Source organism: Pseudomonas sp. LBUM1643, from assembly GCF_059716215.1.
In genome coordinates this window covers 6,128,176-6,151,577 of the sequence record NZ_CP166813.1, presented here as the reverse complement: position 1 = coordinate 6,151,577, position 23,402 = coordinate 6,128,176, and the positions used below count along the sequence as shown (strand labels likewise).

At 59.1% G+C, this 23,402-nt stretch carries 23 protein-coding genes; 16 read left to right on the top strand and 7 right to left on the bottom strand.

The window, feature by feature from the left end:
* Nucleotides 1-6: 6 nt before the first annotated feature.
* Nucleotides 7-744: a DUF2059 domain-containing protein gene (locus tag ACA063_RS27840; protein WP_497664119.1), complete on the bottom strand. Its 738-nt coding sequence runs from the start codon at nucleotides 742-744 to the stop codon at nucleotides 7-9.
* 108 nt (nucleotides 745-852) lie between these two features.
* Between ACA063_RS27840 and ACA063_RS27835 the strand changes: the two genes are divergently transcribed.
* Nucleotides 853-1,485: a 2OG-Fe(II) oxygenase gene (locus tag ACA063_RS27835; RefSeq protein ID WP_162438391.1), complete on the top strand. Its 633-nt coding sequence runs from the start codon at nucleotides 853-855 to the stop codon at nucleotides 1,483-1,485.
* 2 nt (nucleotides 1,486-1,487) lie between these two features.
* Nucleotides 1,488-1,973, top strand: a complete 486-nt coding sequence (locus ACA063_RS27830) for a 2-thiouracil desulfurase family protein (protein WP_497664118.1) — start codon at nucleotides 1,488-1,490, stop codon at nucleotides 1,971-1,973.
* 101 nt (nucleotides 1,974-2,074) lie between these two features.
* Here the strand turns inward: ACA063_RS27830 and ACA063_RS27825 are convergent, their stop codons facing one another.
* On the bottom strand, nucleotides 2,075-2,662 hold the full coding sequence (locus tag ACA063_RS27825) for a transporter substrate-binding domain-containing protein (RefSeq protein ID WP_497664117.1): 588 nt from the start codon (nucleotides 2,660-2,662) through the stop codon (nucleotides 2,075-2,077).
* 133 nt (nucleotides 2,663-2,795) lie between these two features.
* Between ACA063_RS27825 and ACA063_RS27820 the strand changes: the two genes are divergently transcribed.
* The gene (locus ACA063_RS27820; RefSeq protein WP_497664116.1) at nucleotides 2,796-3,221 is read left to right on the top strand and encodes a DUF4399 domain-containing protein; all 426 of its coding nucleotides are present in this window, start codon (nucleotides 2,796-2,798) and stop codon (nucleotides 3,219-3,221) included.
* Nucleotides 3,222-3,283: 62 nt separating this feature from the next.
* Here ACA063_RS27820 and serA read toward each other — a convergent pair whose 3' ends face one another.
* Nucleotides 3,284-4,513, bottom strand: a complete 1,230-nt coding sequence (serA, locus tag ACA063_RS27815) for a phosphoglycerate dehydrogenase (protein ID WP_162438387.1) — start codon at nucleotides 4,511-4,513, stop codon at nucleotides 3,284-3,286.
* Nucleotides 4,514-4,717: 204 nt separating this feature from the next.
* On the opposite strand from serA, the gene ACA063_RS27810 reads away from it, so the two are divergent.
* The 4 genes from ACA063_RS27810 (at nucleotide 4,718) to ACA063_RS27795 (ending at nucleotide 8,913) form a co-directional block, all read left to right on the top strand.
* On the top strand, nucleotides 4,718-6,112 hold the full coding sequence (locus tag ACA063_RS27810) for a D-2-hydroxyglutarate dehydrogenase (RefSeq protein WP_497664115.1): 1,395 nt from the start codon (nucleotides 4,718-4,720) through the stop codon (nucleotides 6,110-6,112).
* Nucleotides 6,113-6,149: 37 nt separating this feature from the next.
* Nucleotides 6,150-6,815, top strand: a complete 666-nt coding sequence (locus ACA063_RS27805) for a fumarylacetoacetate hydrolase family protein (RefSeq protein WP_497664114.1) — start codon at nucleotides 6,150-6,152, stop codon at nucleotides 6,813-6,815.
* Nucleotides 6,816-6,945: 130 nt separating this feature from the next.
* Nucleotides 6,946-7,878 (top strand): SdiA-regulated domain-containing protein, encoded by a 933-nt coding sequence (locus ACA063_RS27800; RefSeq protein WP_497664113.1) that lies wholly within the window; start codon nucleotides 6,946-6,948, stop codon nucleotides 7,876-7,878.
* Between the two features lie 117 nt (nucleotides 7,879-7,995).
* The gene (locus ACA063_RS27795) at nucleotides 7,996-8,913 is read left to right on the top strand and encodes an SdiA-regulated domain-containing protein (RefSeq protein ID WP_497664112.1); all 918 of its coding nucleotides are present in this window, start codon (nucleotides 7,996-7,998) and stop codon (nucleotides 8,911-8,913) included.
* Nucleotides 8,914-9,058: 145 nt separating this feature from the next.
* On the opposite strand, the gene rpiA is transcribed toward ACA063_RS27795, so the two are convergent.
* Nucleotides 9,059-9,733 carry a ribose-5-phosphate isomerase RpiA gene (gene rpiA / locus ACA063_RS27790; RefSeq protein WP_497664111.1) on the bottom strand — a complete coding sequence of 225 codons (675 nt, stop codon included), beginning with the start codon at nucleotides 9,731-9,733 and terminating at the stop codon, nucleotides 9,059-9,061.
* Between the two features lie 343 nt (nucleotides 9,734-10,076).
* Between rpiA and ilvA the strand changes: the two genes are divergently transcribed.
* Both ilvA and ACA063_RS27780 read left to right on the top strand, forming a co-directional pair.
* Nucleotides 10,077-11,591 carry a threonine ammonia-lyase, biosynthetic gene (ilvA, locus tag ACA063_RS27785; RefSeq protein ID WP_497664110.1) on the top strand — a complete coding sequence of 505 codons (1,515 nt, stop codon included), beginning with the start codon at nucleotides 10,077-10,079 and terminating at the stop codon, nucleotides 11,589-11,591.
* A 39-nt stretch (nucleotides 11,592-11,630) separates the two neighbouring features.
* Nucleotides 11,631-12,056 carry a DUF2269 domain-containing protein gene (locus ACA063_RS27780; RefSeq protein WP_497664109.1) on the top strand — a complete coding sequence of 142 codons (426 nt, stop codon included), beginning with the start codon at nucleotides 11,631-11,633 and terminating at the stop codon, nucleotides 12,054-12,056.
* A 112-nt stretch (nucleotides 12,057-12,168) separates the two neighbouring features.
* On the opposite strand, the gene ACA063_RS27775 is transcribed toward ACA063_RS27780, so the two are convergent.
* A complete protein-coding gene (locus tag ACA063_RS27775) occupies nucleotides 12,169-12,825 on the bottom strand; it encodes a histidinol-phosphatase (RefSeq protein WP_162438379.1) in 657 nt (218 codons plus the stop codon).
* A gap of 143 nt (nucleotides 12,826-12,968) precedes the next feature.
* Between ACA063_RS27775 and ACA063_RS27770 the strand changes: the two genes are divergently transcribed.
* Complete coding sequence (locus tag ACA063_RS27770; RefSeq protein WP_007945562.1) at nucleotides 12,969-13,448, top strand: RNA pyrophosphohydrolase; 480 nt, start codon at nucleotides 12,969-12,971, stop codon at nucleotides 13,446-13,448.
* 22 nt (nucleotides 13,449-13,470) lie between these two features.
* Entirely contained in the window at nucleotides 13,471-15,750 is a 2,280-nt protein-coding gene (ptsP, locus tag ACA063_RS27765; protein ID WP_497664108.1) for a phosphoenolpyruvate--protein phosphotransferase, read from the top strand.
* A gap of 167 nt (nucleotides 15,751-15,917) precedes the next feature.
* Here the strand turns inward: ptsP and ACA063_RS27760 are convergent, their stop codons facing one another.
* A complete protein-coding gene (locus tag ACA063_RS27760; protein ID WP_497664107.1) occupies nucleotides 15,918-16,664 on the bottom strand; it encodes an NRDE family protein in 747 nt (248 codons plus the stop codon).
* 134 nt (nucleotides 16,665-16,798) lie between these two features.
* Between ACA063_RS27760 and ACA063_RS27755 the strand changes: the two genes are divergently transcribed.
* The 3 genes from ACA063_RS27755 to ACA063_RS27745 all read left to right on the top strand — a co-directional run bounded on the left by ACA063_RS27755 (nucleotide 16,799) and on the right by ACA063_RS27745 (nucleotide 19,491).
* Nucleotides 16,799-17,581 carry a sulfite exporter TauE/SafE family protein gene (locus ACA063_RS27755; protein ID WP_162438376.1) on the top strand — a complete coding sequence of 261 codons (783 nt, stop codon included), beginning with the start codon at nucleotides 16,799-16,801 and terminating at the stop codon, nucleotides 17,579-17,581.
* Between the two features lie 83 nt (nucleotides 17,582-17,664).
* Nucleotides 17,665-18,471 carry a prolipoprotein diacylglyceryl transferase gene (gene lgt, locus ACA063_RS27750; RefSeq protein ID WP_497664106.1) on the top strand — a complete coding sequence of 269 codons (807 nt, stop codon included), beginning with the start codon at nucleotides 17,665-17,667 and terminating at the stop codon, nucleotides 18,469-18,471.
* 48 nt (nucleotides 18,472-18,519) lie between these two features.
* A complete protein-coding gene (locus ACA063_RS27745; protein WP_497664105.1) occupies nucleotides 18,520-19,491 on the top strand; it encodes a thymidylate synthase in 972 nt (323 codons plus the stop codon).
* A gap of 149 nt (nucleotides 19,492-19,640) precedes the next feature.
* On the opposite strand, the gene cadR is transcribed toward ACA063_RS27745, so the two are convergent.
* Nucleotides 19,641-20,090, bottom strand: coding sequence for a Cd(II)/Pb(II)-responsive transcriptional regulator (cadR, locus tag ACA063_RS27740; RefSeq protein WP_497664104.1), 450 nt, complete (start codon nucleotides 20,088-20,090; stop codon nucleotides 19,641-19,643).
* A gap of 85 nt (nucleotides 20,091-20,175) precedes the next feature.
* Here cadR and ACA063_RS27735 point away from each other — a divergent pair, with 85 nt between their 5' ends.
* Nucleotides 20,176-22,455 (top strand): heavy metal translocating P-type ATPase, encoded by a 2,280-nt coding sequence (locus ACA063_RS27735; RefSeq protein WP_497664103.1) that lies wholly within the window; start codon nucleotides 20,176-20,178, stop codon nucleotides 22,453-22,455.
* 16 nt (nucleotides 22,456-22,471) lie between these two features.
* Nucleotides 22,472-23,335 (top strand): LysR family transcriptional regulator, encoded by an 864-nt coding sequence (locus ACA063_RS27730; protein WP_497664102.1) that lies wholly within the window; start codon nucleotides 22,472-22,474, stop codon nucleotides 23,333-23,335.
* Nucleotides 23,336-23,402: the final 67 nt, after the last annotated feature.

Here is a 23,402-nt window from a genome sequence, read left to right as displayed (position 1 = left end):
TAGATGCTAAGGATTCTGCCCCACCGCCAACCCCGCCCGAATCGCCGCGAGCGCCGCCTGGTAGTAAGCCTTGCCTTCAGCAGACTCGGCAAAGGTGGCGAACTCTTCCAGTTCGTTATCCGACAGGTCGCGATAAACGTAGAGCAGCGTGTTGTTCAGGTCGCTGCCAATCTGATCCATCAAGCGCTGGCGCTGACCATTCAACATGCCTTGAGCCTGACCGCCGCCGAGCAAGCCCGGAATCATCGAACTCAAACTGTCGGCCGCGACACCGGCAATTGCCAGGCTGACCTCGGCGCCAGCCTCGCGGGCAGGTAGTGCCTGAGCCAGGTGGCCGATGATGAGCAAGCGACTGTCGCTGGCCTCGATTTTCGGCAAGCCCTTGGCGTTTTTTGCCAGTTGATCACGACGGGTCGCGAGTAACTCAGCGGCGACGATTTTCTTGCCCAGCGGCGACTGGAAAAAGGTTAGCGCGGGCTTGGGGTCGGCCAGCACCTTGCGCAGTTGTGCCTCTGCACGCTGATCGACAGCCTGGGGGGCAAAACGCTGATTGCTGTTGTTGACCAATGCCTGAAACACCGCCGGTGGCAGGCTGTTCTGGTACCGCTGCTGGGCGGCCGAGAGGGCGTCGTTAAAGTGCGCGCGTTGTTCCGGCCAGCCGGCGACCTTGTACAGCTGATCGTGGCCGTCTGCCCAGGCGGGCATTACGCAGAACATCAACAGTGAGAAAAGCAAACGGCGCATAGGGACTCCTGTCAGCAGGCGACTATTCTCCGTGTGGTATCCGGACTTGTCGAGAATTCGTATCAAGCCGCTGCGCGGCTCTGTCGGATTTGCAGGCACAGGAATACTATGCGCGCCATGCAAATACCCTCTGATCATCCGCTGCTGTTACGTATCGTCGACGACCTGGCTACACAGGGTTGGTCACAGCAGAATATTTTCCTGCCTCTGGGTCTGACCCGGGAACTGGCGGCTGAGTGCCATAAACGTGCGGCCGAAGGTGAATTGGCCCCGGCAGCCGTGGGTCGCGGACCGACATCGGAGATTCGCGAGGGCATCAGGGGTGACCGTATCCAGTGGATCGAACCCGGTCAGGCATTGGCGTGTGACAGCTATTTGCAGTTGATGGACAGCCTGCGCGAAGCGTTGAATCGGGGCCTGTACCTGGGTCTGGAAGACTTCGAAAGCCATTTTGCGCTTTATCCGCCCGGTGCTTTCTACCTCCGGCACGTTGATCGCTTTCGCGACGATGATCGCCGCATGGTCTCGGCGGTGGTTTATCTGAATGACGCCTGGCTGCCAGAGCACGGCGGTCAGTTGCGCATGTACCTGAATGGAGGCACTGAACACGATGTGGTGCCGGTCGGCGGATGCCTGGTGGTGTTCCTGTCGGGTGAAGTCCCCCACGAAGTGATGCCAGCCACCCGGAATCGCCTGTCATTGACGGGCTGGTTCCGACGTCGCGGCAACGAGCCGTTCTGATCATGCAAAAGATACTGGTAAGCCGTTGCCTGCTGGGTCACCGGGTTCGTTATGACGGCGGCGCCAGCGGACCTTTCGATCAGCTTCAACAATGGATCGACGAGGGTCGGGTCGTACCCTTGTGCCCGGAAGTTGCCGGAGGATTGCCGACCCCGAGGGCTGCGGCGGAAATCCCGGGCGGGCAGGGCGCTAAAGTGCTCGATGGACAAGTGTCGGTCATCACCACCGAGGGCGAGGACGTCGGCGCGCAGTTTCTGTCCGGGGCCTATCAGGCGCTGGAACTGGTGCAAAAGCACGGCATCCGGATTGCCGTGCTCAAGGCGAACAGCCCGTCCTGTGGGAACTTGCTGACCTATGACGGGACGTTCAGTGGGGTGAAGGTCAGTGGCGAAGGGGTGACGGCTGCGTTGCTCAAGCGCCATGGTGTTCAGGTCTTCAGCGAGCTGGAATTGCCAGAAGCGGCAATGGCGTTAGCATCCCTGAACTAACGCCATAGACAAAACCCATCCCGTCATCCGGCATCGATGTCGGCAGGTATGGCCCCATCGCGAGCAGGCTCACTCCTACAGTGGTGCGCATCAGTCTGAAATTATGGTTTCGGCGCGACGCTCGTGTCCGCCTCCAACCACTTCTGCGACAGCGCCTCCAGGCGCCCATCCGCCTTGATCCGCGCCAGTGCATTCTCCAGGCTGGCATGAAACGCCGGATTTCCCTTCTGAAACGGAATCGCCAGGCTCACCGGCGCAGCTGTTTTGGGCTTCTCCTGCGCCAGTGTCTGAACCAGCAGCATCGAGCGCGGCTCTTCTTCTTTCTGCGCGATCAAATCCGCTTTGGCGTAACTGTAAGGTTCGCTGAAGTCGAAACGATCCTTGAGTTCCGGGGTCACTGCTATGTGGTTGATGGCAACGTCGTACTTGCCGCTTTCGACGCCGGGCAACAGATCATTGGAATCGACGATGACGAAGTCGGCGCGCACGTCCAGCTCATTCGCCAGCAGCTGACCCAATTCGACTTCAAAGCCTGTTAGTTTCCCGTCGTCCTTGAAATTGAAGGGCGGTGTATTAGCCTCAAGGGCAATGCGCAATTCGCCGCGGTCGTTCACGTCGTCAATCAGTTCGGCATGAGCCAATGGGCTCAGAAGAGGTAACAGGCAGATCAGGCCAGGCAACAAGCGCATGGTCACTCCTTGAATTCATTATCGCGAGTCTTTGGTTTGGCTCGCTTTGCTATGGTTGTCGAGTGCCTTCGACAACAAATGGTCATGAAGTTGTCATGACTGCACAGATTTTACGGAAAAACTGGAGAAGAGAATGAAAACCTTTATGTCACGAGCAGCATTCGCAGGCCTGTTGTTGAGTGCTTCGATGATGGCAATGGCTGCGACTCCGGCCCCCAAGGGTGCAGAAGTGTTCATCGTATCTCCCGAAGACGGCGCCACCGTCCCGGAAACCTTCACCGTCAAGTTCGGCGTCAAGGACGTGTCCCTTGCCCCTGCCGGCGACGTTACCAAAAACACCGGTCACCACCATCTGCTGATTGATGTGAAAGACCTGCCAGCTGCCGGCGCACCGATTCCGATGGACGCCAACCACATGCACTTCGGGAAGGCGCAAACCCAGGCCGAGGTCAAACTGGCACCGGGCAAGCACACTTTGCAGCTTGAACTGGGCGACAGCGGCCACATGCCGTTCGATCCGCCAATCGTGTCGAAGAAGATCACCGTGACTGTGAAGTAACTGTTTCACAGGCATGAAAAAGGGAGCTCCGAGGAGCTCCCTTTTTTTCACTCAAGTCACTATCAGAACAACACACGGCAACGAATGGTGCCGTTGATGTGCTGCAGTTTCTCCTGGGCGATTTCCGAGTAATCTGCATCGACGTCAATCACGACGTAACCGACTTTCTCGTTGGTCTGCAGGAACTGACCGGAAATGTTGATGCCGTTTTCGGCGAAGACCTTGTTGATCTCGCTCATCACGCCCGGAATGTTCTCGTGGATGTGCAGCAGACGGTGCTTGCCAGGGTGAGCCGGCAGGGCCACTTCCGGGAAGTTGACGGACGATACCGAGGTACCGTTGTCGCTGTACTTCACCAGTTTCTCAGCGACTTCCAGACCGATGTTGGCTTGCGCCTCTGCGGTGGAACCACCGATGTGCGGGGTCAGGATCACGTTGTCCAGGCCACGCAGCGGGCTTTCGAACTCTTCGTCGTTGGAGCGAGGCTCCACCGGGAATACGTCGATGGCCGCGCCGATCAGGTGCTTGTCCTTGATCGCATCTGCCAGTGCGTCGAGCTCGACCACGGTCCCGCGGGCTGCGTTGATCAGGATGCCGCCCTTCTTGATGGCGCGGATTTCCTTCTCGCCGATCATCCACTGGGTCGCAGCGGTTTCCGGAACGTGCAGGGTGACGATGTCGGACATGCCCAGCAGTTCGGTCAGGCTGGCAACTTGCGTTGCGTTGCCCAATGGCAGCTTGGTCACGGTGTCGTAGAAGTACACCTTCATGCCCAGGCCTTCAGCCAGGACCGACAGCTGAGTACCGATAGAACCGTAACCGACGATACCCAGCTTCTTGCCCCGGATTTCGAAGGAGTTGGCGGCGCTCTTGATCCAGCCGCCACGGTGGCAGGAAGCGTTTTTCTCAGGGATGCCGCGCAGCAACAGGATCGCTTCGGCCAGCACCAGCTCGGCAACGGAACGGGTGTTGGAATACGGGGCGTTGAACACCGCGATGCCGCGTTCGCGAGCTGCGTTCAGATCGACCTGGTTGGTGCCGATGCAGAAACAACCGACAGCCACGAGCTTCTTCGCGTGATCGAAGATCTCTTCGGTCAGTTGAGTGCGGGAGCGAATGCCGATGAAGTGCGCATCAGCGATCTTTTCCTTCAGCTGGGCTTCCGGCAGAGAACCAGTGAGGTACTCGATGCTGGTGTAGCCCGCCGACTTGAGAACGTCGACAGCCGATTGGTGGACGCCTTCGAGAAGAAGGAACTTGATCTTGCTCTTATCGAGAGAAGTCTTGCTCATCTGCGTAAACCTGTATCCCGGAGAAAATTGGCAGGAAGTAGCCAGCAGATGCTGACCCGGACGGCAACTATGCCGTCACCGCAGAATAGCCTTTGGGCACTACCCTGCGGGGTCGGTATGCTAGCATACGCACCCCGCTAAACACTCATTCCTGCGACGTGAAGCGTTCTCAGGATGACCATGAATTGTTCGAGAGTTCTGTCGATGACCAATCCTGCCCTGATTGATGAGCTGAAGACCCTGGTTGAGCCTGGCAAGGTGCTGACCGATGCCGACTCCCTGAATGCTTACGGTAAGGATTGGACCAAGCATTTCGCCCCGGCCCCGACTGCCATTGTGTTTCCCAAGACCACCGAACAGGTGCAGGCCATCGTCCGCTGGGCCAATGAACGCAAGGTGGCGCTGGTGCCGTCCGGTGGTCGTACCGGGCTTTCCGCTGCGGCAGTGGCCGCGAATGGCGAAGTGGTCGTGTCCTTCGACTACATGAACCAGATCCTCGACGTGAACCTGACCGACCGCACCGCGGTTTGCCAGCCAGGCGTGGTGACCGAATACCTGCAGAACGTCGCCGAAGAGAAGGGCCTGTACTACCCGGTGGACTTCGCTTCTGCGGGTTCGAGCCAGATTGGCGGCAATATCGGCACCAATGCCGGCGGGATCAAGGTGATTCGCTACGGCATGACCCGCAACTGGGTGGCCGGCATGAAGGTTGTCACGGGCAAGGGCGATCTGCTGGAACTGAACCGCGACCTGATCAAGAACGCCACCGGTTATGACATGCGCCAGTTGTTTATTGGCGCTGAAGGCACGCTTGGTTTTGTGGTTGAAGCAACCATGCGCCTCGATCGCGCGCCGAAAAACCTCACTGCGATGGTTCTCGGCACGGCGGATTTCGACTCGATCATGCCAGTTCTGCACGCTTTTCAAGGCAAGCTCGACCTGACCGCGTTTGAATTCTTCTCCGACAAGGCACTGGCCAAGATCATGGCCCGCGGTGATGTTCCGGCTCCGTTCGAAACCGATTGCCCGTTCTACGCGTTGCTGGAATTCGAAGCGACCACCGAAGAAGTGGCCAATCACGCCCTCGAAACCTTCGAGCATTGCGTTGAGCAGGGCTGGGTGCTGGACGGCGTGATGAGCCAGAGCGAAACCCAACTGCAGAACCTCTGGAAGCTGCGCGAATACATCTCCGAAACCATCTCCCACTGGACGCCGTACAAGAACGACATTTCGGTCACCGTCTCGAAAGTCCCGGCGTTCCTCAAGGAAATTGACGCGATCGTTGGCGAACACTATCCGGACTTCGAAATTGTCTGGTTCGGCCACATCGGCGACGGCAACCTGCACCTGAACATCCTCAAGCCGGAAAACCTGAGCAAGGACGAGTTCTTCGCCAAGTGTGCGACCGTGAACAAATGGGTGTTCGAAACCGTCGAGAAGTACAACGGTTCGATTTCCGCCGAGCACGGCGTAGGCATGACCAAGCGTGATTACTTGACCTACAGCCGTTCCCCGGTTGAGATCGAGTACATGAAAGCCGTCAAGGCAGTGTTCGACCCGAATGGCATCATGAACCCGGGCAAGATCTTCGCTGTTTGACTTTAGAACTTAAGAGCTACGAATCAGGAGTCGGTCAATGAGCTATCAGCACCAGTATCTCGACGGTACGCGTATTCACTTCCCGCTTGGTAAAGTCGTGTGCATCGGACGCAACTACGCTGAACATGCCAAGGAGCTGGACAATCCGGTTCCTACCGAGCCGCTGTTGTTCATCAAGCCGGGCAGTTGCGTGGTGCCGCTGGAAGGCGGTTTCTGCATTCCGACCGAGCGCGGTTCAGTGCATTACGAGGCGGAAATTGCTGTGTTGATCGGTAAGCCGCTGTCGACCAAGCCGAGTCGTGAAGAAGTGCTCGATGCGATCTCCGGTTTCGCTCCGGCACTGGACTTGACCTTGCGTGACAAGCAGGCCGAACTGAAATCCAAAGGCCTGCCGTGGGAAATCGCCAAGTCGTTCGACGGCGCGGCTGTGATTGCTCCATTCGTGTCCGGCAGCACCTTCGCTGACCTGACCGACATCGGCATTCGCCTGACCATCAACGGTGAAGTTCGCCAGGACGGCAACAGCAGCGCAATGCTCAACCCGATCGTGCCGATGATCCAGCACATGGCAGGCTGCTTCTCGCTGCAGGCCGGTGATGTGATCCTGACGGGTACGCCGGTGGGCGTAGGTCCGCTGAATGTGGGCGACGAACTGGTCATCGAATTGCCGGGCGTCAGCAGCTTTACCACCAGCGTCCGTTAACCACCGCAAGCCTCTGTAGGAGCTGCCGCAGGCTGCGATCTGTTGATCTGGTTTTTTCAGGATCAAAAGATCGCAGCCTGCGGCAGCTCCTACAGAGGGGCTATCTCAAAATCCCTGGAATCATCCTTCGATGCCCACCCAACCGCTGCCCACGCTGAAACCTGCCCGCCGCCCGCGCTTTTTCATGCGTTGGTATTCCTGGCTTTTGCTGGCCGCGGCCGCCGCCTATGGCCTCGCCTTCGCCATGCATTGGGATGACCGGGGTGTGCTTTGGCTGCTTGAGCGTTTCGAAACCCCGGCTGAACGCCAGGAAAGTATCTGGCTGCCGGATTACCAGACGGTGATCGACGCCAAGTTGCTGCCAGGCATGGAAAAGGACGAGGCGTCCGATCTGGCCTACAACCCGCAAACCAAGACCCTTTTCTCGGTCATGGGCAAGAACCCCTTCCTGGTCGAACTGACGTTGCAGGGCGATGTGTTGCGCAAAATGCCGTTGGTGGGCTGGAGCAATCCAGAAGGCCTGACGGTGATGGATAATGGTCTTCTGGCTATTGTCGATGAGCGCGAGCACTTGCTGTCCATTGTCAAAGTCGATGCGCAAACCCGTGAATTGAACATTGCCGACTTCCCGAAGTACGACCTCGGCCCTTCCAAAGATCAGAACAAAGCCTTCGAAGCCATCGTCTGGGATGCGCGCAATCAGCAGATGCTGTTGGGTGAAGAACGTCCGCCGGCGTTGTTTACCTGGAAAAGCAGCGACAACGGCCAAACCCTTGCTGGCGATAAACAGAAGCTCGACAGTGACGAACTGGACATCCGCAACCTGTCTGCCTTGGCCATCGACCCCCGCACCGGGCATACCCTGGTGCTGTCAGCTGATTCCCACCTGTTGCTGGAACTGGACGAAAAAGGTGAACAGGTCAGTTTCATGACCTTGCTGGGTGGCTTCAATGGTCTGAAGAAGACCATTCCACGGGCTGAAGGCGTGACCATGGATGAAGCGGGCAACCTGTACATGGTGAGCGAGCCCAACCTGTTTTATCGCTTCGAGAAGCAACGCTGATAACCGAGCGTGTAGGAATGCTTCTGTGTGGTTGTGGGACAGGGCAAGTGGCCATTAAGCTTCAGTTCAGACAGGCGTGGTATTTCATCCGCCTGTTTTGAATCCGAGCACACCAGAATGCGTCGATTGGTCCGTCCCAAACCTCTAATCCTGATCTTCTCAGTCATTGCGCTGATCGTCCTGGTCGCAATCGGCCAATACCTGCGTTTGTTCGAACGCGGCTGGTTCAACCTGCACACGCTTTGGCAACCAGAGAGCGAACTCTCCATCGGTCTGGATCGTTATCAGGTGACGGTCGAGGCGCGGGTCATCGATGGTCTGGACGACGATGTGTCGGCGCTCACCTACGATCCCATCCGTAAAAGCCTGTTTACCGTCACCAACAAGAATTCCGAACTGATCGAGCTGTCGCTGGATGGTCAGATCATCCGGCGCATCGCGCTGGTCGGTTTTGGTGATCCGGAAGCGGTGGAATTCATCAGCGCCGACACCTATGTGATCACTGACGAGTACGAGCAACGGTTGATCAAGATTCATCTGGAGCCCAGTACCACCTTCCTTGATGCGGCAGATGCCGAGCAGATCACTCTTGGCGTGCACATGAGTGGCAACACGGGTTTCGAAGGGCTGGCTTACGATTCGGTGGGCAAACGGCTGTTCGTCGCGAAAGAACGTAACCCGATGCTGATCTACGAAGTGCAGGGTTTTCCCCATTACGATCCGGAAAAGTCCTACGCAGTGCACGTAGTCAACAACCCGAAACGCGATGCGGGAATGTTTGTGCGAGACCTGTCGAGCCTGCAATACGACGAGCGCAGCGGTCACTTAATGGCATTGTCCGACGAGTCGCGGCTGATTCTGGAACTGGACGTGGACGGGCGACCGCTGAGCACCATGTCGCTGAACAAGGGGCGTCAGGGTCTGAAGAAGTCGGTGCCGCAGGCGGAAGGTATTGCCATGGACGACGACGGCACGATGTACCTGGTGAGCGAGCCGAACCTGTTTTACGTGTTCAAGAAGCCGATACAACCCTGAAGCACAAACACATACCCTGTGGGAGCGAGCTTGCTCGCGATAGCGGTGGATCAGTCGACATTGATATCAACTGACAGTCCGCTATCGCAAGCAGGCTCGCTCCCACAGGTATTTCATTTGCCCACGGAAAGGTGGACGACCGTGCTTACTTCGCGCGCAGGGTCTTCACACCTTCACTGGTCCCCAGCAACAACAGGTCCGCCGGGCGTGCCGCGAACAAGCCATTGGTGACCACGCCAACAATCGCATTGATCTGTTTTTCCAGTTCCACCGGATTAGTGATCTGCATGTTGAACACGTCGAGGATGATGTTGCCGTTGTCGGTCAGCACGCCTTCACGGTAAACCGGGTCGCCGCCAAGCTTGACCAGCTCGCGAGCGACGTGGCTGCGGGCCATCGGGATCACTTCCACCGGCAGCGGAAACTCGCCGAGTACCGGCACCAATTTGCTGGCGTCGGCGATGCAGATAAAGGTCTTGGCCACGGCCGCGACAATCTTCTCGCGGGTCAGCGCCGCGCCGCCACCCTTGATCAGGTTCAGGTGCTCGTCACTTTCATCGGCGCCGTCGACGTAGAACTCCAGGTCGCTGACCGTATTCAGTTCATACACCGGAATACCGTGGCCTTTGAGGCGGGCGGCGGTGGCTTCGGAGCTGGCAACCGCGCCGTCGAACGCACCTTTATGTTTCGCCAGGGCGTCGATGAAGCAGTTCGCGGTGGAGCCGGTGCCGACCCCGACGATGCTCTTGTCGTCGAGTTTCGGGAGGATGAAGTCGACGGCGGCTTGAGCCACTGCCTGTTTGAGTTGATCCTGGGTCATGCGGGCTCCGAGGTGCCGAAGAGGGGGAACGAAAGGCCGGCATTATAGGCTTGGCTATGTGGCAGGTCATTGCCCGATTGGCAGACGGGGTTGATTGGCGGGCGGGGCAGATTGGCTTTTGTGGCGAGGGAGCTTGCTCCCGCTGGAGTGCGAAGCGCTCCCCTGCAATTCTTCAGGCATATTCCAGAAACAGGTTTTACGACTGCTTCGCAGCCGAACGGGAGCAAGCTCCCTCGCCACAATGGTTATGCGGCGCTCAAAACCACCTGTTTAGTGTGGTCGCCCGCCCGAAAGCCGGGTTAGACTCCTTGGCCCTGCCCAACCCGCTCAGTGATGCTTTCCGATGCTCGAACAGTACGTCAAAAAGATCCTCACCTCGCGCGTTTATGACGTTGCCGTAGAAACCCCATTGCAGACTGCTCGCCAGCTCTCCGAGCGGCTGGGCAACAACATTTGGCTCAAGCGCGAAGACTTGCAGCCGGTGTTCTCGTTCAAGATTCGCGGCGCCTACAACAAGCTGACCCAACTGAGCGACGAAGAGCGCGCTCGTGGCGTGGTGACGGCTTCCGCGGGCAATCACGCTCAGGGACTGGCGCTTGCAGCCAAAGTGCTGGGCGTTAAAGCGACGATCGTCATGCCCAAGACCACCCCGGAAATCAAAGTGGAAGGCGTGCGCTCGCGAGGCGGCAAAGTGGTGCTGCACGGGGATTCGTTCCCGGAAGCCCTCGCGTACTCGCTGAAGCTGGTCGACGAAAAAGGCTACGTCTACATCCACCCCTATGACGATCCCCACACCATTGCCGGGCAGGGCACGGTGGCCATGGAAATCTTGCGCCAACACCCGGGGCGTCTGGACGCGATATTCGTTCCGGTGGGTGGTGGCGGACTGATCGCCGGGATCGCGGCGTACGTGAAGTACCTGCGACCTGAAATCAAGATCATCGGCGTGGAACCGGACGATTCCAACTGCCTGCAAGCGGCCATGGCGGCCGGCGAACGTGTGGTTCTACCGACCGTGGGTATCTTCGCCGACGGTGTCGCGGTGGCGCAGATCGGTCAGCACACCTTCGAGATCTGCAAGGATTACGTCGATGACGTGATCACTGTCAGCACCGATGAAATCTGTGCGGCGATCAAGGACATCTACGATGACACTCGCTCGATCACGGAGCCTGCGGGTGCGTTGGGCGTGGCCGGGATCAAGAAGTATGTCGAACTGAACGGTGTGACCGGTCATACCTTCGTGGCCATCGACTCCGGCGCCAATGTCAATTTTGATCGTCTGCGTCACGTCGCCGAACGCGCCGAACTGGGTGAAGGGCGTGAAGCGATCATCGCCGTGACCATCCCCGAGAAGCCGGGCAGCTTCAAGGCGTTCTGCGAAGCCGTCGGCAAACGTCAGATCACCGAGTTCAACTACCGCTACAACACCGGCAGCGAAGCCCATATTTTCGTTGGCGTGCAGACGCATCCGGACACCGACCCGCGCAGTGCATTGATCGCCAGTCTCAGCGATCAGGGTTTTCCGGTACTCGACCTCACCGACAACGAACTGGCGAAATTGCACATCCGCCATATGGTCGGCGGCCGTGCGGCACATGTTGTCGATGAAGTGATTCTGCGCTTCGAATTCCCGGAACGTCCGGGCGCGCTGTTCAACTTCCTGAACAAGCTGGGCGGGCGCTGGAACATCTCGATGTTCCACTATCGCAACCATGGCGCGGCCGATGGGCGTGTGGTCGCAGGTCTGCAAGTGCCTCACGACGAGCGTCATCTGGTACCGGCGGCACTGGAAGAGATTGGTTACCCGTACTGGGACGAAAGCGACAACCCGGCCTATCTGCTGTTTCTGGGCTGAGGGGCTACGCTGATGGGCAGGTCATAAGGATATCGAACAATGGAAACGTTAACCGCCTTGAAAATGGCGCACACCGCGGCAACGGCCATATTGTTGGGCTGTGCGCTGGGGCTGGGGATATGGGTGTGGCAAACGCGGCGTAAAGGTGACGCTACGGCACCCGCCCGCACATTACAGCGGCCACGGGTTTTCGTGTGGGTCTTGATGGGACTGGCGCTGTTGAGCATGCCGTTCACCGGCTGGTGGATGGTGCACCTGGTGGGCTGGCCGTTGGGGCAGACGTGGTTGCTGGCGTCGAGTGTGCTTTATACCGTGGCAGCGTTGGCGTGGTTCTGGCTGCTGGTGCGGCTGAACACGTTGCGCAAGGTGCCGGGAGGGGGCGGCAAGTTCACCTTCGCTCTCGCGTTGTTGAGCTTTGTCTGTTTTATCGCCATCGCGGGATTGATGGGCGCGAAGCCTGTTTAGACTGCGTTGCTTCAATCGCTGGCAAGCCAGCTCCCACAGGTTTTTCGGGTGTTCACAAAATCTGTGTTCACTGAAGCTCCCTGTGGGAGCTGGCTTGCCAGCGATAGCGTAATCAGTCGCGCAGACTGATCACTGGCCAGCCACGCTTCTCGGCTTCGGCCCGCAGATTTGGATCCGGGTCGACAGCAATCGGATTCGTCACCTGCTCCAGCAGCGGCAAATCATTCATCGAGTCGCTGTAGAAGTAACTGTCTTCCAGCGAATAGCCGGTCTCTTCCAGCCAACGATTCAGCCTGGTCACCTTGCCATCACGGAAGCACGGCACGTCGGTGCTGCGCCCGGTATATCGGCCGTCCGCCATTTCGCATTCGGTTGCGATCAGGGTTTCAACGCCCAGGCGCTGGGCAATCGGTGCGGTCACAAAACGGTTGGTCGCGGTGATGATCACCAGTTTGTCGCCAGCGTCGCGGTGCTTGGCCAGCAACTCGATGGCCTGGGGCAGCACGATGGGTTCGATGCAATCGCGCATGTAATCGAGATGCCATTGGTCCAGCGTGGCCATCTCGGTGCGGCCGAGGATTTCCAGGCAAAAGTTCAGGTAGGCGTCGTTATCCAGCTTGCCCGCCAGGTAATCCTGATAAAACTCATCGTTGCGTGCCTTGTAGGCAACGGCATCGAGGAAACCGCGTTCGCACAGGTAATCGCCCCAGGCGTGGTCACTGTCGCCGCCCAGAAGGGTGTTGTCCAAGTCGAATAAAGCCAGCCGCATTGCAGTTACTCGCTGAAAAGTCTGTAGAAAGGCGTCCAGAATACGGACTTTTCACAAGAGTGCACATAAGGTAGGCCGGCTCGTTGCTGCCTTCACAACCTTTGTGGAACAATGCGGCGACATGCGTTTGCGAGGTTGTTGCCGTGATCGACCCCGATGGTTTCCGCCCCAATGTCGGGATCATTCTCACGAATGATGCCGGACAGGTGCTATGGGCTCGCCGTATCAATCAAGATGCCTGGCAGTTTCCACAGGGAGGGATCAACCCCCAGGAGACGCCGGAAGACGCCTTGTATCGCGAGTTGAACGAAGAAGTGGGCCTGGAACGCGAAGATGTTGAAATTCTCGCCTGCACCCGGGGCTGGTTGCGCTATCGTTTGCCGCAACGTCTGGTCAGGACTCACAGCCAACCGCTGTGCATCGGCCAGAAACAGAAATGGTTTCTCCTGCGCCTGATCTCCAACGAGCAGCGGGTGCGGATGGATTTGACCGGTAAACCGGAATTCGATGGCTGGCGCTGGGTCAGTTATTGGTATCCGTTGGGCCAGGTGGTGACATTCAAGCGCGAGGTGTATCGACGCGCTCTCAAAGAGCTTGCCCCGCGCCTTTTAACGCGCGACTGACGACGGAGTTCGACCCCGAGCCATGCTCAATACGCTGCGCAAGATCGTCCAGGAAGTTAACTCCGCCAAGGATCTCAAGTCGGCGTTGGGGATTATTGTGTTGCGCGTCAAAGAGGCCATGGGCAGCCAGGTCTGTTCGGTCTATCTGCTTGATCCCGAGAGCAATCGCTTTGTACTGATGGCCACCGAGGGCTTGAACAAGCGCTCGATCGGCAAGGTCAGCATGGCGCCGAACGAAGGTCTGGTTGGCCTGGTCGGCACGCGTGAAGAACCCCTGAACCTCGAAAATGCAGCGGATCACCCGCGCTATCGCTACTTTGCCGAGACCGGGGAAGAGCGTTACGCCTCGTTCCTCGGTGCGCCGATCATTCACCACCGCCGCGTTGTTGGCGTGTTGGTCATTCAACAGAAAGAACGTCGTCAGTTCGATGAGGGTGAAGAAGCCTTCCTCGTGACCATGAGCGCGCAGCTCGCCGGCGTTATCGCCCACGCTGAAGCCACCGGTTCGATCCGTGGACTTGGCCGTCAGGGCAAGGGTATCCAGGAAGCAAAGTTTGTCGGCGTACCGGGTTCGCCGGGTGCGGCGGTCGGTACCGCGGTGGTCATGTTGCCTCCGGCGGATCTGGACGTGGTGCCAGACAAGAACATTACCGACATCAACGCCGAACTGGGCCTGTTCAAGACCGCCATCGAAGGCGTTCGCGCCGACATGCGTACCTTGTCCGCCAAGCTTGCGACGCAGCTGCGCCCTGAAGAGCGTGCGCTGTTCGATGTCTACCTGATGATGCTTGACGATGCCTCGCTGGGCAGCGAAATCACCACCGTGATCAAGACCGGCCAGTGGGCCCAGGGTGCGCTGCGCCAGGTGGTCACCGAGCACGTCAACCGTTTCGAACTGATGGACGACGCCTACCTGCGTGAGCGCGCCTCGGACGTCAAAGACCTTGGCCGCCGCCTGCTCGCCTATTTGCAGGAAGAGCGCCAGCAGACCCTGGTCTACCCCGATAACACCATTCTGATCAGCGAAGAACTGACGCCGGCCATGCTTGGCGAGGTGCCGGAAGGCAAGCTGGTGGGTCTGGTCTCTGTGCTGGGTTCCGGCAACTCCCACGTGGCGATCCTGGCTCGCGCCATGGGCATCCCGACGGTGATGGGCCTGGTCGACCTGCCGTACTCAAAAGTCGACGGCATCCAGATGATCGTCGACGGTTACCACGGCGAGGTCTACACCAACCCCAGCGACGTACTGCGCAAGCAGTTCGCCGAAGTGGTCGAGGAAGAGAAGCAGCTGGCCCTCGGGCTTGATGCGCTGCGGGACCTGCCGTGCGTAACGCTCGATGGCCATCGCATGCCGCTGTGGGTCAACACCGGCCTGCTGGCGGACGTGGCGCGGGCGCAGAAGCGGGGTGCCGAAGGCGTCGGTCTGTACCGCACCGAAGTGCCGTTCATGATCAACCAGCGCTTCCCGAGCGAAAAAGAGCAGTTGGCGATTTACCGCGAACAGCTCGCCGCGTTCCATCCGCAACCGGTGACCATGCGCAGCCTGGACATCGGCGGTGACAAATCGCTGTCGTACTTCCCGATCAAGGAAGACAACCCATTCCTTGGCTGGCGCGGTATTCGCGTCACCCTCGATCACCCGGAAATCTTCCTGGTGCAGACTCGTGCAATGCTCAAGGCCAGTGAAGGCCTGAACAACCTGCGGATTCTGCTGCCGATGATCTCCGGCACCCACGAACTCGAAGAAGCCCTGCACCTTATTCACCGGGCCTGGGGTGAGGTCCGCGACGAAGGCACCGACGTGCCGATGCCGCCGATTGGCGTGATGATCGAGATCCCGGCAGCGGTGTATCAGACCAAGGAACTGGCGCGGCAAGTGGATTTCCTGTCGGTCGGCTCCAACGACCTGACCCAGTACCTTTTGGCCGTCGACCGTAACAACCCCCGGGTAGCCGACCTGTACGACTATCTGCACCCGGCCGTGCTTCAGGCATTGCAGAACGTGGTCCGTGATGCCCATGCCGAAGGCAAGCCGGTGAGTATCTGCGGTGAAATGGCCGGCGATCCGGCAGCGGCGGTGCTGCTGATGGCGATGGGTTTCGACAGCTTGTCGATGAACGCCACCAACTTGCCGAAAGTGAAGTGGATGTTGCGTCAGATTAACCTGAGCAAGGCCAAGGAGTTGTTGGCCGAGTTGATGACCATCGACAACCCGCAAGTTATCCACAGCTCGTTGCAGTTGGCGCTTAAGAATCTCGGGTTGGCGCGGATGATCAATCCGGCTTCGGCGAAAACCCTCTGAAACGCTGATGGACCTTTTGGCGAGGGAGCTTGCTCCCGATGGAGTGCGAAGCGCTCCCCTGCATTTCTTCAGACAAACCCTGCCAGCAGTTTTTTACGACTGCTGCGCAGCCGAGCGGGACGGTGCGACGATTCGACAAGCTCCCTCGCCACAATATATCTCAGCATTCAAACCCTGATCTCCACTTCCCCAAGATGCCCGCCATACGGCCCGAAACTCCTTTCGACCATCACGCGCGTCCCGTCCGCCTGAACAATCAACGCCGTACTCGCCCGCGTTCCGTAAGTCGGGCTGGCAATAAATACGCTCGACAGCAACGTTTCGGTAGCAAGCCCGACCCCGGTGTCCGGCAACTCGGCGAACGCCGCCGTCTGCGAATCATTCAACAACGCCAGCAACGCCCCAGGCTGCGGATCATTCAGCGCGTCCTCCAGCGCCGCCCGTGCCTTCAGCAACTTGGGCCAGGGCGTATCCAAACCCGCGTTCGACAACCCGTAGACACCCGGCTGCAGCATCACCGCTTCAGTTTCCCGCGAGTTGAAATGCCAGAGCTCGTGAGTATTGCCGGCGAGCAGGTTAAATCCGGCATATTCGACCGAACGTCCTACAACGTCGGTTAAATAGTCATCAATTGGCATGTCGCCATTGATAAACCGCGCCACCAGTTCACCGCGGGATTTCCGTGCTGGCGGTTGATGAGGATCGCGAATGTTCGTCAGCGCGGCGAATCGGCCGTTGGCACCGACGCCAAGCCAGGTGCCCCCGGCCTCCAGATCGCGCCCGGCATGCACGTGCGGTGATTCCGGCCATTGGGCCAGGGGCAGGCTGGGACGGGCATAGAATTCGTCGCGGTTGGCCGCCACGATCAACGGCTGGGCGTGACCTGGGCGCCAGGCGAAAACAATCAGGCACATAAGGTGGTCCTTGTGTGTTTTTTGCCCACTCTACGCAGTCATCGTCTGTCGATCCATCGCCTTGCACAGTGGAGCCCAAGGGCATCCATCCGTTACCATGCCGCTCCTATTTTCGGGATGTGCGGGAAACGGCCATGGAATTTCTGCTCTATCTGGCGCTGGGTGCCTGCGCAGGTGTGCTGGCCGGGCTTTTCGGGGTCGGTGGCGGGATCATCATTGTCCCGGTGCTGGTGTTCAGCTTTACCTTGCAGGGCTTCGATACGTCGATCCTGACCCATCTCGCCGTCGGCACATCGCTGGCGACCATTATTTTTACCTCGGTCAATGCGATACGTGAGCATCACCGTCGCGGCGCGGTGCGCTGGCCGATATTTGCGTGGATGACCCTCGGCATTCTCATCGGCGCCGGTTTCGGCGCGCTGACGGCCGAAGCGATTTCCGGCCCGAATCTGCAGAAGATCATTGGCGTGTTCGCATTGATCATCGCCGTGCAGCTCGCCCTGGACGTCAAACCCAAGGCCAGCCGAACGGTGCCCGGCAAAGTCGGTCTGACCGTGGCCGGCAGCGTTATCGGCTGGGCCTCGGCGATTTTTGGCATTGGTGGTGGTTCGCTCACGGTGCCGTTTTTGACCTGGCGCAGCGTACCGATGCAGCAAGCGGTGGCGACATCGTCTGCATGCGGTCTGCCGATTGCATTGGCCAGTGCGTTGAGTTTCATGATTCTGGGCTGGCACGATCCGTTGTTGCCGGCCCATAGTCTCGGTTTTATTTATTTGCCGGCGCTGCTCGGGATTGCCCTGACCAGCATGTTTTTCGCCCGCGTCGGCGCTCGATTGGCACACAAGCTTTCGCCGAAGTTGCTGAAAAGACTGTTTGCCGCTTTGCTGTTCTGCGTCGGTTTGAGCTTTCTGCTCTGACGCATTCCGCAATACTGGCTTAATCCTGGCGTGACAGCGTCGCCCGGGAATTTCGAACGTTTCAACTCTAACGAGGAGTCGCAATGCTGCCTTACCCGCAGATCGATCCGGTGGCCCTGGCCATCGGTCCGCTGAAAATCCACTGGTACGGCTTGATGTACCTGATCGGCATTGGCGGCGCCTGGCTGCTGGCGTCCCGTCGCCTGAACCGGTTCGACCCGACCTGGACCAAGGAGAAACTCTCCGACATGGTCTTCTGGATGTCGATGGGTGTCATCGTCGGTGGCCGTCTGGGCTATGTGCTCTTCTACGACCTGAGTGCTTATCTGGCTAATCCGACACTGATTTTTGAAGTATGGAAGGGCGGCATGTCGTTCCACGGCGGATTCATCGGCGTGATGCTGGCGGCATTGTGGTTCGGTAAAAAGAACGGCAAGTCGTTCTTCCAGCTGATGGACTTCGTCGCGCCGATGGTGCCGATTGGTCTCGGCGCCGGGCGCATCGGCAACTTCATCAATGCCGAACTGTGGGGCAAGGCAACCGACGTGTCATGGGCAATGGTCTTCCCGACCGACCCGGCACAACTGGCACGCCACCCGTCGCAGCTGTATCAGTTCGCGCTCGAAGGCGTGGCGCTGTTCCTGATCTTGTGGCTGTACTCGCGCAAGCCGCGGCCGACCATGGCGGTTTCCGGCATGTTCGCACTGTTCTATGGCATCTTCCGTTTCATCGTCGAATTCGTCCGCGTTCCGGACGCGCAACTGGGCTATCTGGCCTGGAACTGGCTGACCATGGGCCAGGTACTGTGCGTACCGATGATTCTCGCCGGGTTGTTCCTGATCTGGCTGGCGTATCACCGCGCTCCGGCAACGCCTGCGGCGGCCGTATAAATTCGAACCCCGGGGCGACGGCTCCGGGTTCAAGGACACAGGTAATTCATGAAGCAATATCTCGAACTGGTCGCCCACGTCATCAAGAATGGCACCAAGCAGGCCAACCGCACTGGCGTGAACACCATCAGCTTTCCTGGCGCGATGCTGCGTTATGACCTGAAGGAAGGTTTCCCGGCGATCACCACCCGCAAGATGGCGTTCAAATCGGCTATCGGTGAAATGTGCGGTTTTCTGCGTGGCGTGAACAACGCCGCCGAATTCCGCGAATTGGGCTGTAAAGTCTGGGATCAGAACGCCAACGAAAACGCTCAATGGCTGGCTAACCCGTTCCGTCAGGGTCAAGACGACCTCGGCGAGATCTATGGGGTGCAATGGCGCAAATGGCCGGCGTACAAGCAGATCCCGGTCAGCAATAAAGCCGCTATCGAACAGACCTTGAGCCAGGGCTACCGCCAGATCGCCGAAGGCGAAGAAGACGGTCAGGCCTACGTGGTGCTGTACAAGGCAATCGACCAGATTCGCCAGTGCGTCGACACCATCATCAAGGACCCGGGCAGCCGTCGTATCCTGTTCCATGGCTGGAACGTCGCCCAACTCGATGAAATGGCCCTGCCGCCTTGCCACCTGCTTTATCAGTTCCACCCGAATGTCGAGACCAAAGAGATCTCTCTGACCCTCTACATCCGCTCGAACGATCTGGGCCTTGGCACGCCGTTCAACCTGACTGAAGGCGCCGCGCTGCTGAGCCTGATCGGTCGCCTGACCGGTTACACACCGCGCTGGTTTACCTATTTCATCGGCGACGCCCACGTCTACGAAAACCACCTGGACATGCTGAACGAACAACTCAAGCGCGAGCCGTTCCCGATGCCGAAGCTGGTCATCAGTGATCGTGTGCCGGAGTTCGCCAAAACGGGTGTTTATCAGCCGGAGTGGCTGGAGCAGATCGAGCCGAGTGATTTCTCGCTGGAAGGCTACGAGCATCACCCGCCGATGACCGCGCCGATGGCGGTGTAACGCGTCACGCAGTCCCCTGTAGGAGCTGCCGAAGGCTGCGATCTTTTGATCTTGTTTTTTAAGATCAAGATCAAAAGATCGCAGCCTTCGGCAGCTCCTACAGGGGGCCGTGTTCGTGGCCGATGCAGCGGCGAGCATGGAGGGCTGTTTCAGTGGCCGTGACTACGGCCGACATGCGAATGCTCCGTTTCCGTCGCCACAACCCCGCCACTCACTTCCAGCCGCTGCAAAATCCCGCACTGTTCGCTGTCCGGCCCCTCGCCGCAGCGTTGGCGCAGGTCGATCAGTTGTGCCTGTAACGCCATCAGCCCATCGATCCGCGCCTTGACGTGATGAATGTGTTCATCCACCAGCGCATTCACGCTTTGGCACTGGTCCTGCGGACTATCGCGCAAGGCGAGAAGGCTGCGGATCTCTTCGAGGGTCATGTCGAGGGTGCGGCAATTGCGGATAAAGGTCAGGCGCTCGGCGTGGGCCTGGGTGTAAACGCGATAATTGCCATCGCTGCGGGCCGGCTCTGGCAGCAGGTGTTCGCGCTCGTAGTAGCGGATGGTTTCCACGGCGCAGTCAGTGAGTCTGGCCAGTTCTCCGATCTTCATGATGGCAATCTCCAAAAGGGTGCTTGACCCTATAGTGGCTACAGGGTCTTTACTTGGCAACAGGCACCTTCATGGACGCGACCCGATGAGCGATTCCCTTCACACCCACAAACACAAGACTGATCACGATCACGATCACGATCACGATCACAGCCACACGTTGCAGCCTGCACAGAAGCATGACCACGGCGGCCACGGCGATTCCTGCTGCTCCTCCAAAGTGGCCGCGCCGTCGCTGATCAAGCTGAGCGATACGCCGACCGACGGCGCACGGCTGAGCAGTTTCCGCATCGACGCAATGGACTGCCCGACCGAGCAGACGCTGATCCAGAACAAGCTGGGCAAGCTCGCTGGCGTCCAGCAGCTGGAATTCAACCTGATCAACCGGGTGTTGGGCGTGACGCACGACCTGCCGAGCACCGCGCCAATCATCGACGCGATCAAGTCGCTGGGCATGGTCGCCGAACCGCTGGAGCAGGGCACTGAAGCGCCAGCCCCCGCAGCCGAGAAAAAACACTGGTGGCCGCTGGCCCTGTCCGGCGTTGCCGCCCTGGCGGCAGAAGTCATCCACTTCACCAGTGCTGCACCGGACTGGGTGGTGGCGGTTATCGCGCTGATCTCGATCCTCAGCGGCGGCCTGACCACTTACAAAAAAGGCTGGATTGCCCTCAAGAACCTCAATTTGAACATCAACGCGCTGATGAGCATCGCAGTAACGGGTGCGATCCTGATCGGCCAGTGGCCGGAAGCAGCCATGGTGATGTTCCTGTTTACCGTGGCCGAATTGATCGAGGCCAAATCTCTCGACCGGGCGCGTAACGCCATCGGCGGCTTGATGCAGATGACGCCTGAAAAGGCCACGGTGCAACAGGCGGACGGCAGCTGGATGGAGCAGGACGTCAAAGCCATCGAGCTGGGCGCGCGAGTACGGGTGCGTCCCGGCGAGCGAATCGGGCTGGACGGCGAAGTGGTATCCGGCAGCTCTACCATCGATCAGGCGCCGATCACCGGCGAAAGCCTGCCGGTGGAGAAAACTGTCGGCGATAAGGTGTTCGCCGGCACGATCAATCAGGCAGGTTCTCTCGAGTATGCCGTGACCGCCGCCGCCAACAATTCAACGCTGGCGCGGATTATTCATGCCGTCGAACAGGCCCAGGGCTCGCGGGCGCCGACCCAGCGGTTCGTCGACCAGTTTTCTAAAATCTATACCCCGGCGGTGTTCATCTTCGCCCTGGCGGTCGCGGTTATTCCGCCGCTGTTCATGGGGGCGCTGTGGTTCGACTGGATCTACCGGGCATTGGTGCTGCTGGTCGTCGCCTGTCCGTGTGCGCTGGTGATTTCTACACCGGTCACCATCGTCAGTGGCCTCGCGGCGGCCGCGCGCAAAGGGATTCTGGTCAAGGGCGGCGTTTACCTGGAGGGCGGTTACAAGCTCGATTACCTGGCGCTGGACAAGACCGGCACCATCACCCACGGCAAACCGGTGCAGACCGATTACCTGTCGCTCGACCCCTCGGTCGATGGTACCGCCCCAGCCGTCGCAGCCGCATTGGCCGGTCGTTCGGATCACCCGGTGTCGCTGGCGATTGCCAATGCAGCGGTGGATAAGCAATTCGCGCCGCTGATTGTGGATAACTTCGAAGCGCTGGCCGGTCGCGGTGTTCGTGGCGAGATCGAGGGGCAGACGTATCACTTGGGCAACCATCGCCTGGTGGAAGAGCTGGGCCTGTGTTCGCCCGAGCTGGAAGAGAAGCTGTTCGCGCTGGAAAAGCAGGGCAAATCCGTGGTGCTGTTGCTCGACAAGTCCGGGCCACTGGCATTGTTTGCCGTAGCGGATACGGTCAAAGAATCCAGCCGCGAAGCCATCCAGCAGCTGCACGACCTGGGCATCAAAACCGTGATGTTGACCGGGGATAACGTCCACACCGCGCAAGCGATTGCCGCTCAAGTGGGCATCGATCAGGCCCAGGGCGATCTGCTGCCGACCGACAAACTGCAAGCCATCGAAGCCCTTTATGCCCAGGGGCATCGAGTGGGCATGGTGGGTGATGGTATCAACGATGCGCCTGCCCTGGCACGGGCCGAGATCGGTTTTGCCATGGCGGCAGCCGGCACCGATACCGCTATCGAAACCGCTGATGTAGCCCTGATGGACGACGATCTTCGCAAGATTCCGGCTTTCATCAGCCTGTCGCGGCAGACGTCGACCATCCTTAAACAAAACATTGCCCTGGCATTGGTCATCAAAGCGATCTTTCTTGGGGTAACCTTCGCCGGGATCGCCACCATGTGGATGGCGGTGTTCGCCGACATGGGCGTCAGCCTGTTGGTGGTATTCAACGGCTTGCGCCTGTTGCGCAAATAAGCGATGAGGAAAGGGTGTGCTGAGTGCCGAGCTGAAGGCGTTTTACATGGTAGCCCGCCTGGGCAGCATTACCCTGGCAGCGAAAAAGCTCGGCCTGAGTCAGCCAACGGTGACGACCCAGATTCGGCATCTGGAAAGCCAATATTCGGTTGAGCTGTTCTACCGTGGCGGCCGGCGCCTCAGCGTCAGCGAGGAAGGTGCGCGGCTGCTGCCCATGGTCAAGGCGCTCATGCAGCAAGAGGCTGACATCGAGTTCTTCCTGCGTAACAGCGGTCAGGTGCAGGGCACGTTGCGCATAGCGGCTACCGCACCGTATTACATTCTCGATCTGGTCAAAACCTTCCGTGAGCGCTTGCCCCAGGTGGAGGTGTCGGTAGAGATCGGCAACTCCCAGCAGGTGCTCGAAGCGCTGGAAGAGTATCGGGTGGATGTCGCAGCGTCATCGCAGTTGCTCAATGATGCGCGGCTGATTCGCCGGGTGCTCGGTAGCGATCCGCTGGTGCTGGCGGTGCATCGCAATCATCCGCTGGCCATGCATGACCATGTGCCGCTGAGTGCGCTGGCCGGGCACACCTTGCTGATGCGCGAGTCCGGGTCTACCACTCGGCGATTGACCGAAGAACTGCTGTCCAGCGCCGGGGTGAGTTTCGGACCGCTGCTGGAGATCGGCAGTCGGGAATCGATCCGTGAGGCGGTACTGCGCAACATCGGCATCAGCATCATTGCCCGCCAGGAAGTGCCCCATGACCCGAAATTGCGCGTGTTGACCATCGAGAATGCACCGCAGATTTCCGAGTATTTGTATTGCCTCAAGGAACGCAAAGGCGCGCGGCTGCCGGCGGCGTTTCTGGGGTTGGCGCAGGAAATGGCCCCGGCGTAGCAGATCCCTGTGGTGAGGGGATTTATCCCCGTTGGGCAGCGCAGCGGCCCTTAAATCTGCGACTGCT

Coding starts and splice junctions, on each gene's coding strand:
- ACA063_RS27780 (WP_497664109.1), top strand. CDS start 11,631: ATGGAAACGTTAACCGCCTTGAAAATGGCGCACACCGCGGCAACGGCC.
- ACA063_RS27825 (WP_497664117.1), bottom strand. CDS start 2,662: ATGCGCTTGTTGCCTGGCCTGATCTGCCTGTTACCTCTTCTGAGCCCA.
- cadR (WP_497664104.1), bottom strand. CDS start 20,090: ATGAAGATCGGAGAACTGGCCAGACTCACTGACTGCGCCGTGGAAACC.
- ACA063_RS27755 (WP_162438376.1), top strand. CDS start 16,799: ATGGAATTTCTGCTCTATCTGGCGCTGGGTGCCTGCGCAGGTGTGCTG.
- lgt (WP_497664106.1), top strand. CDS start 17,665: ATGCTGCCTTACCCGCAGATCGATCCGGTGGCCCTGGCCATCGGTCCG.
- ACA063_RS27800 (WP_497664113.1), top strand. CDS start 6,946: ATGCCCACCCAACCGCTGCCCACGCTGAAACCTGCCCGCCGCCCGCGC.
- ACA063_RS27840 (WP_497664119.1), bottom strand. CDS start 744: ATGCGCCGTTTGCTTTTCTCACTGTTGATGTTCTGCGTAATGCCCGCC.
- ACA063_RS27810 (WP_497664115.1), top strand. CDS start 4,718: ATGACCAATCCTGCCCTGATTGATGAGCTGAAGACCCTGGTTGAGCCT.
- ACA063_RS27805 (WP_497664114.1), top strand. CDS start 6,150: ATGAGCTATCAGCACCAGTATCTCGACGGTACGCGTATTCACTTCCCG.
- ilvA (WP_497664110.1), top strand. CDS start 10,077: ATGCTCGAACAGTACGTCAAAAAGATCCTCACCTCGCGCGTTTATGAC.
- ACA063_RS27820 (WP_497664116.1), top strand. CDS start 2,796: ATGAAAACCTTTATGTCACGAGCAGCATTCGCAGGCCTGTTGTTGAGT.
- ptsP (WP_497664108.1), top strand. CDS start 13,471: ATGCTCAATACGCTGCGCAAGATCGTCCAGGAAGTTAACTCCGCCAAG.
- ACA063_RS27830 (WP_497664118.1), top strand. CDS start 1,488: ATGCAAAAGATACTGGTAAGCCGTTGCCTGCTGGGTCACCGGGTTCGT.
- ACA063_RS27760 (WP_497664107.1), bottom strand. CDS start 16,664: ATGTGCCTGATTGTTTTCGCCTGGCGCCCAGGTCACGCCCAGCCGTTG.
- ACA063_RS27735 (WP_497664103.1), top strand. CDS start 20,176: ATGAGCGATTCCCTTCACACCCACAAACACAAGACTGATCACGATCAC.
- ACA063_RS27835 (WP_162438391.1), top strand. CDS start 853: ATGCGCGCCATGCAAATACCCTCTGATCATCCGCTGCTGTTACGTATC.
- rpiA (WP_497664111.1), bottom strand. CDS start 9,733: ATGACCCAGGATCAACTCAAACAGGCAGTGGCTCAAGCCGCCGTCGAC.
- serA (WP_162438387.1), bottom strand. CDS start 4,513: ATGAGCAAGACTTCTCTCGATAAGAGCAAGATCAAGTTCCTTCTTCTC.
- ACA063_RS27775 (WP_162438379.1), bottom strand. CDS start 12,825: ATGCGGCTGGCTTTATTCGACTTGGACAACACCCTTCTGGGCGGCGAC.
- ACA063_RS27795 (WP_497664112.1), top strand. CDS start 7,996: ATGCGTCGATTGGTCCGTCCCAAACCTCTAATCCTGATCTTCTCAGTC.
- ACA063_RS27745 (WP_497664105.1), top strand. CDS start 18,520: ATGAAGCAATATCTCGAACTGGTCGCCCACGTCATCAAGAATGGCACC.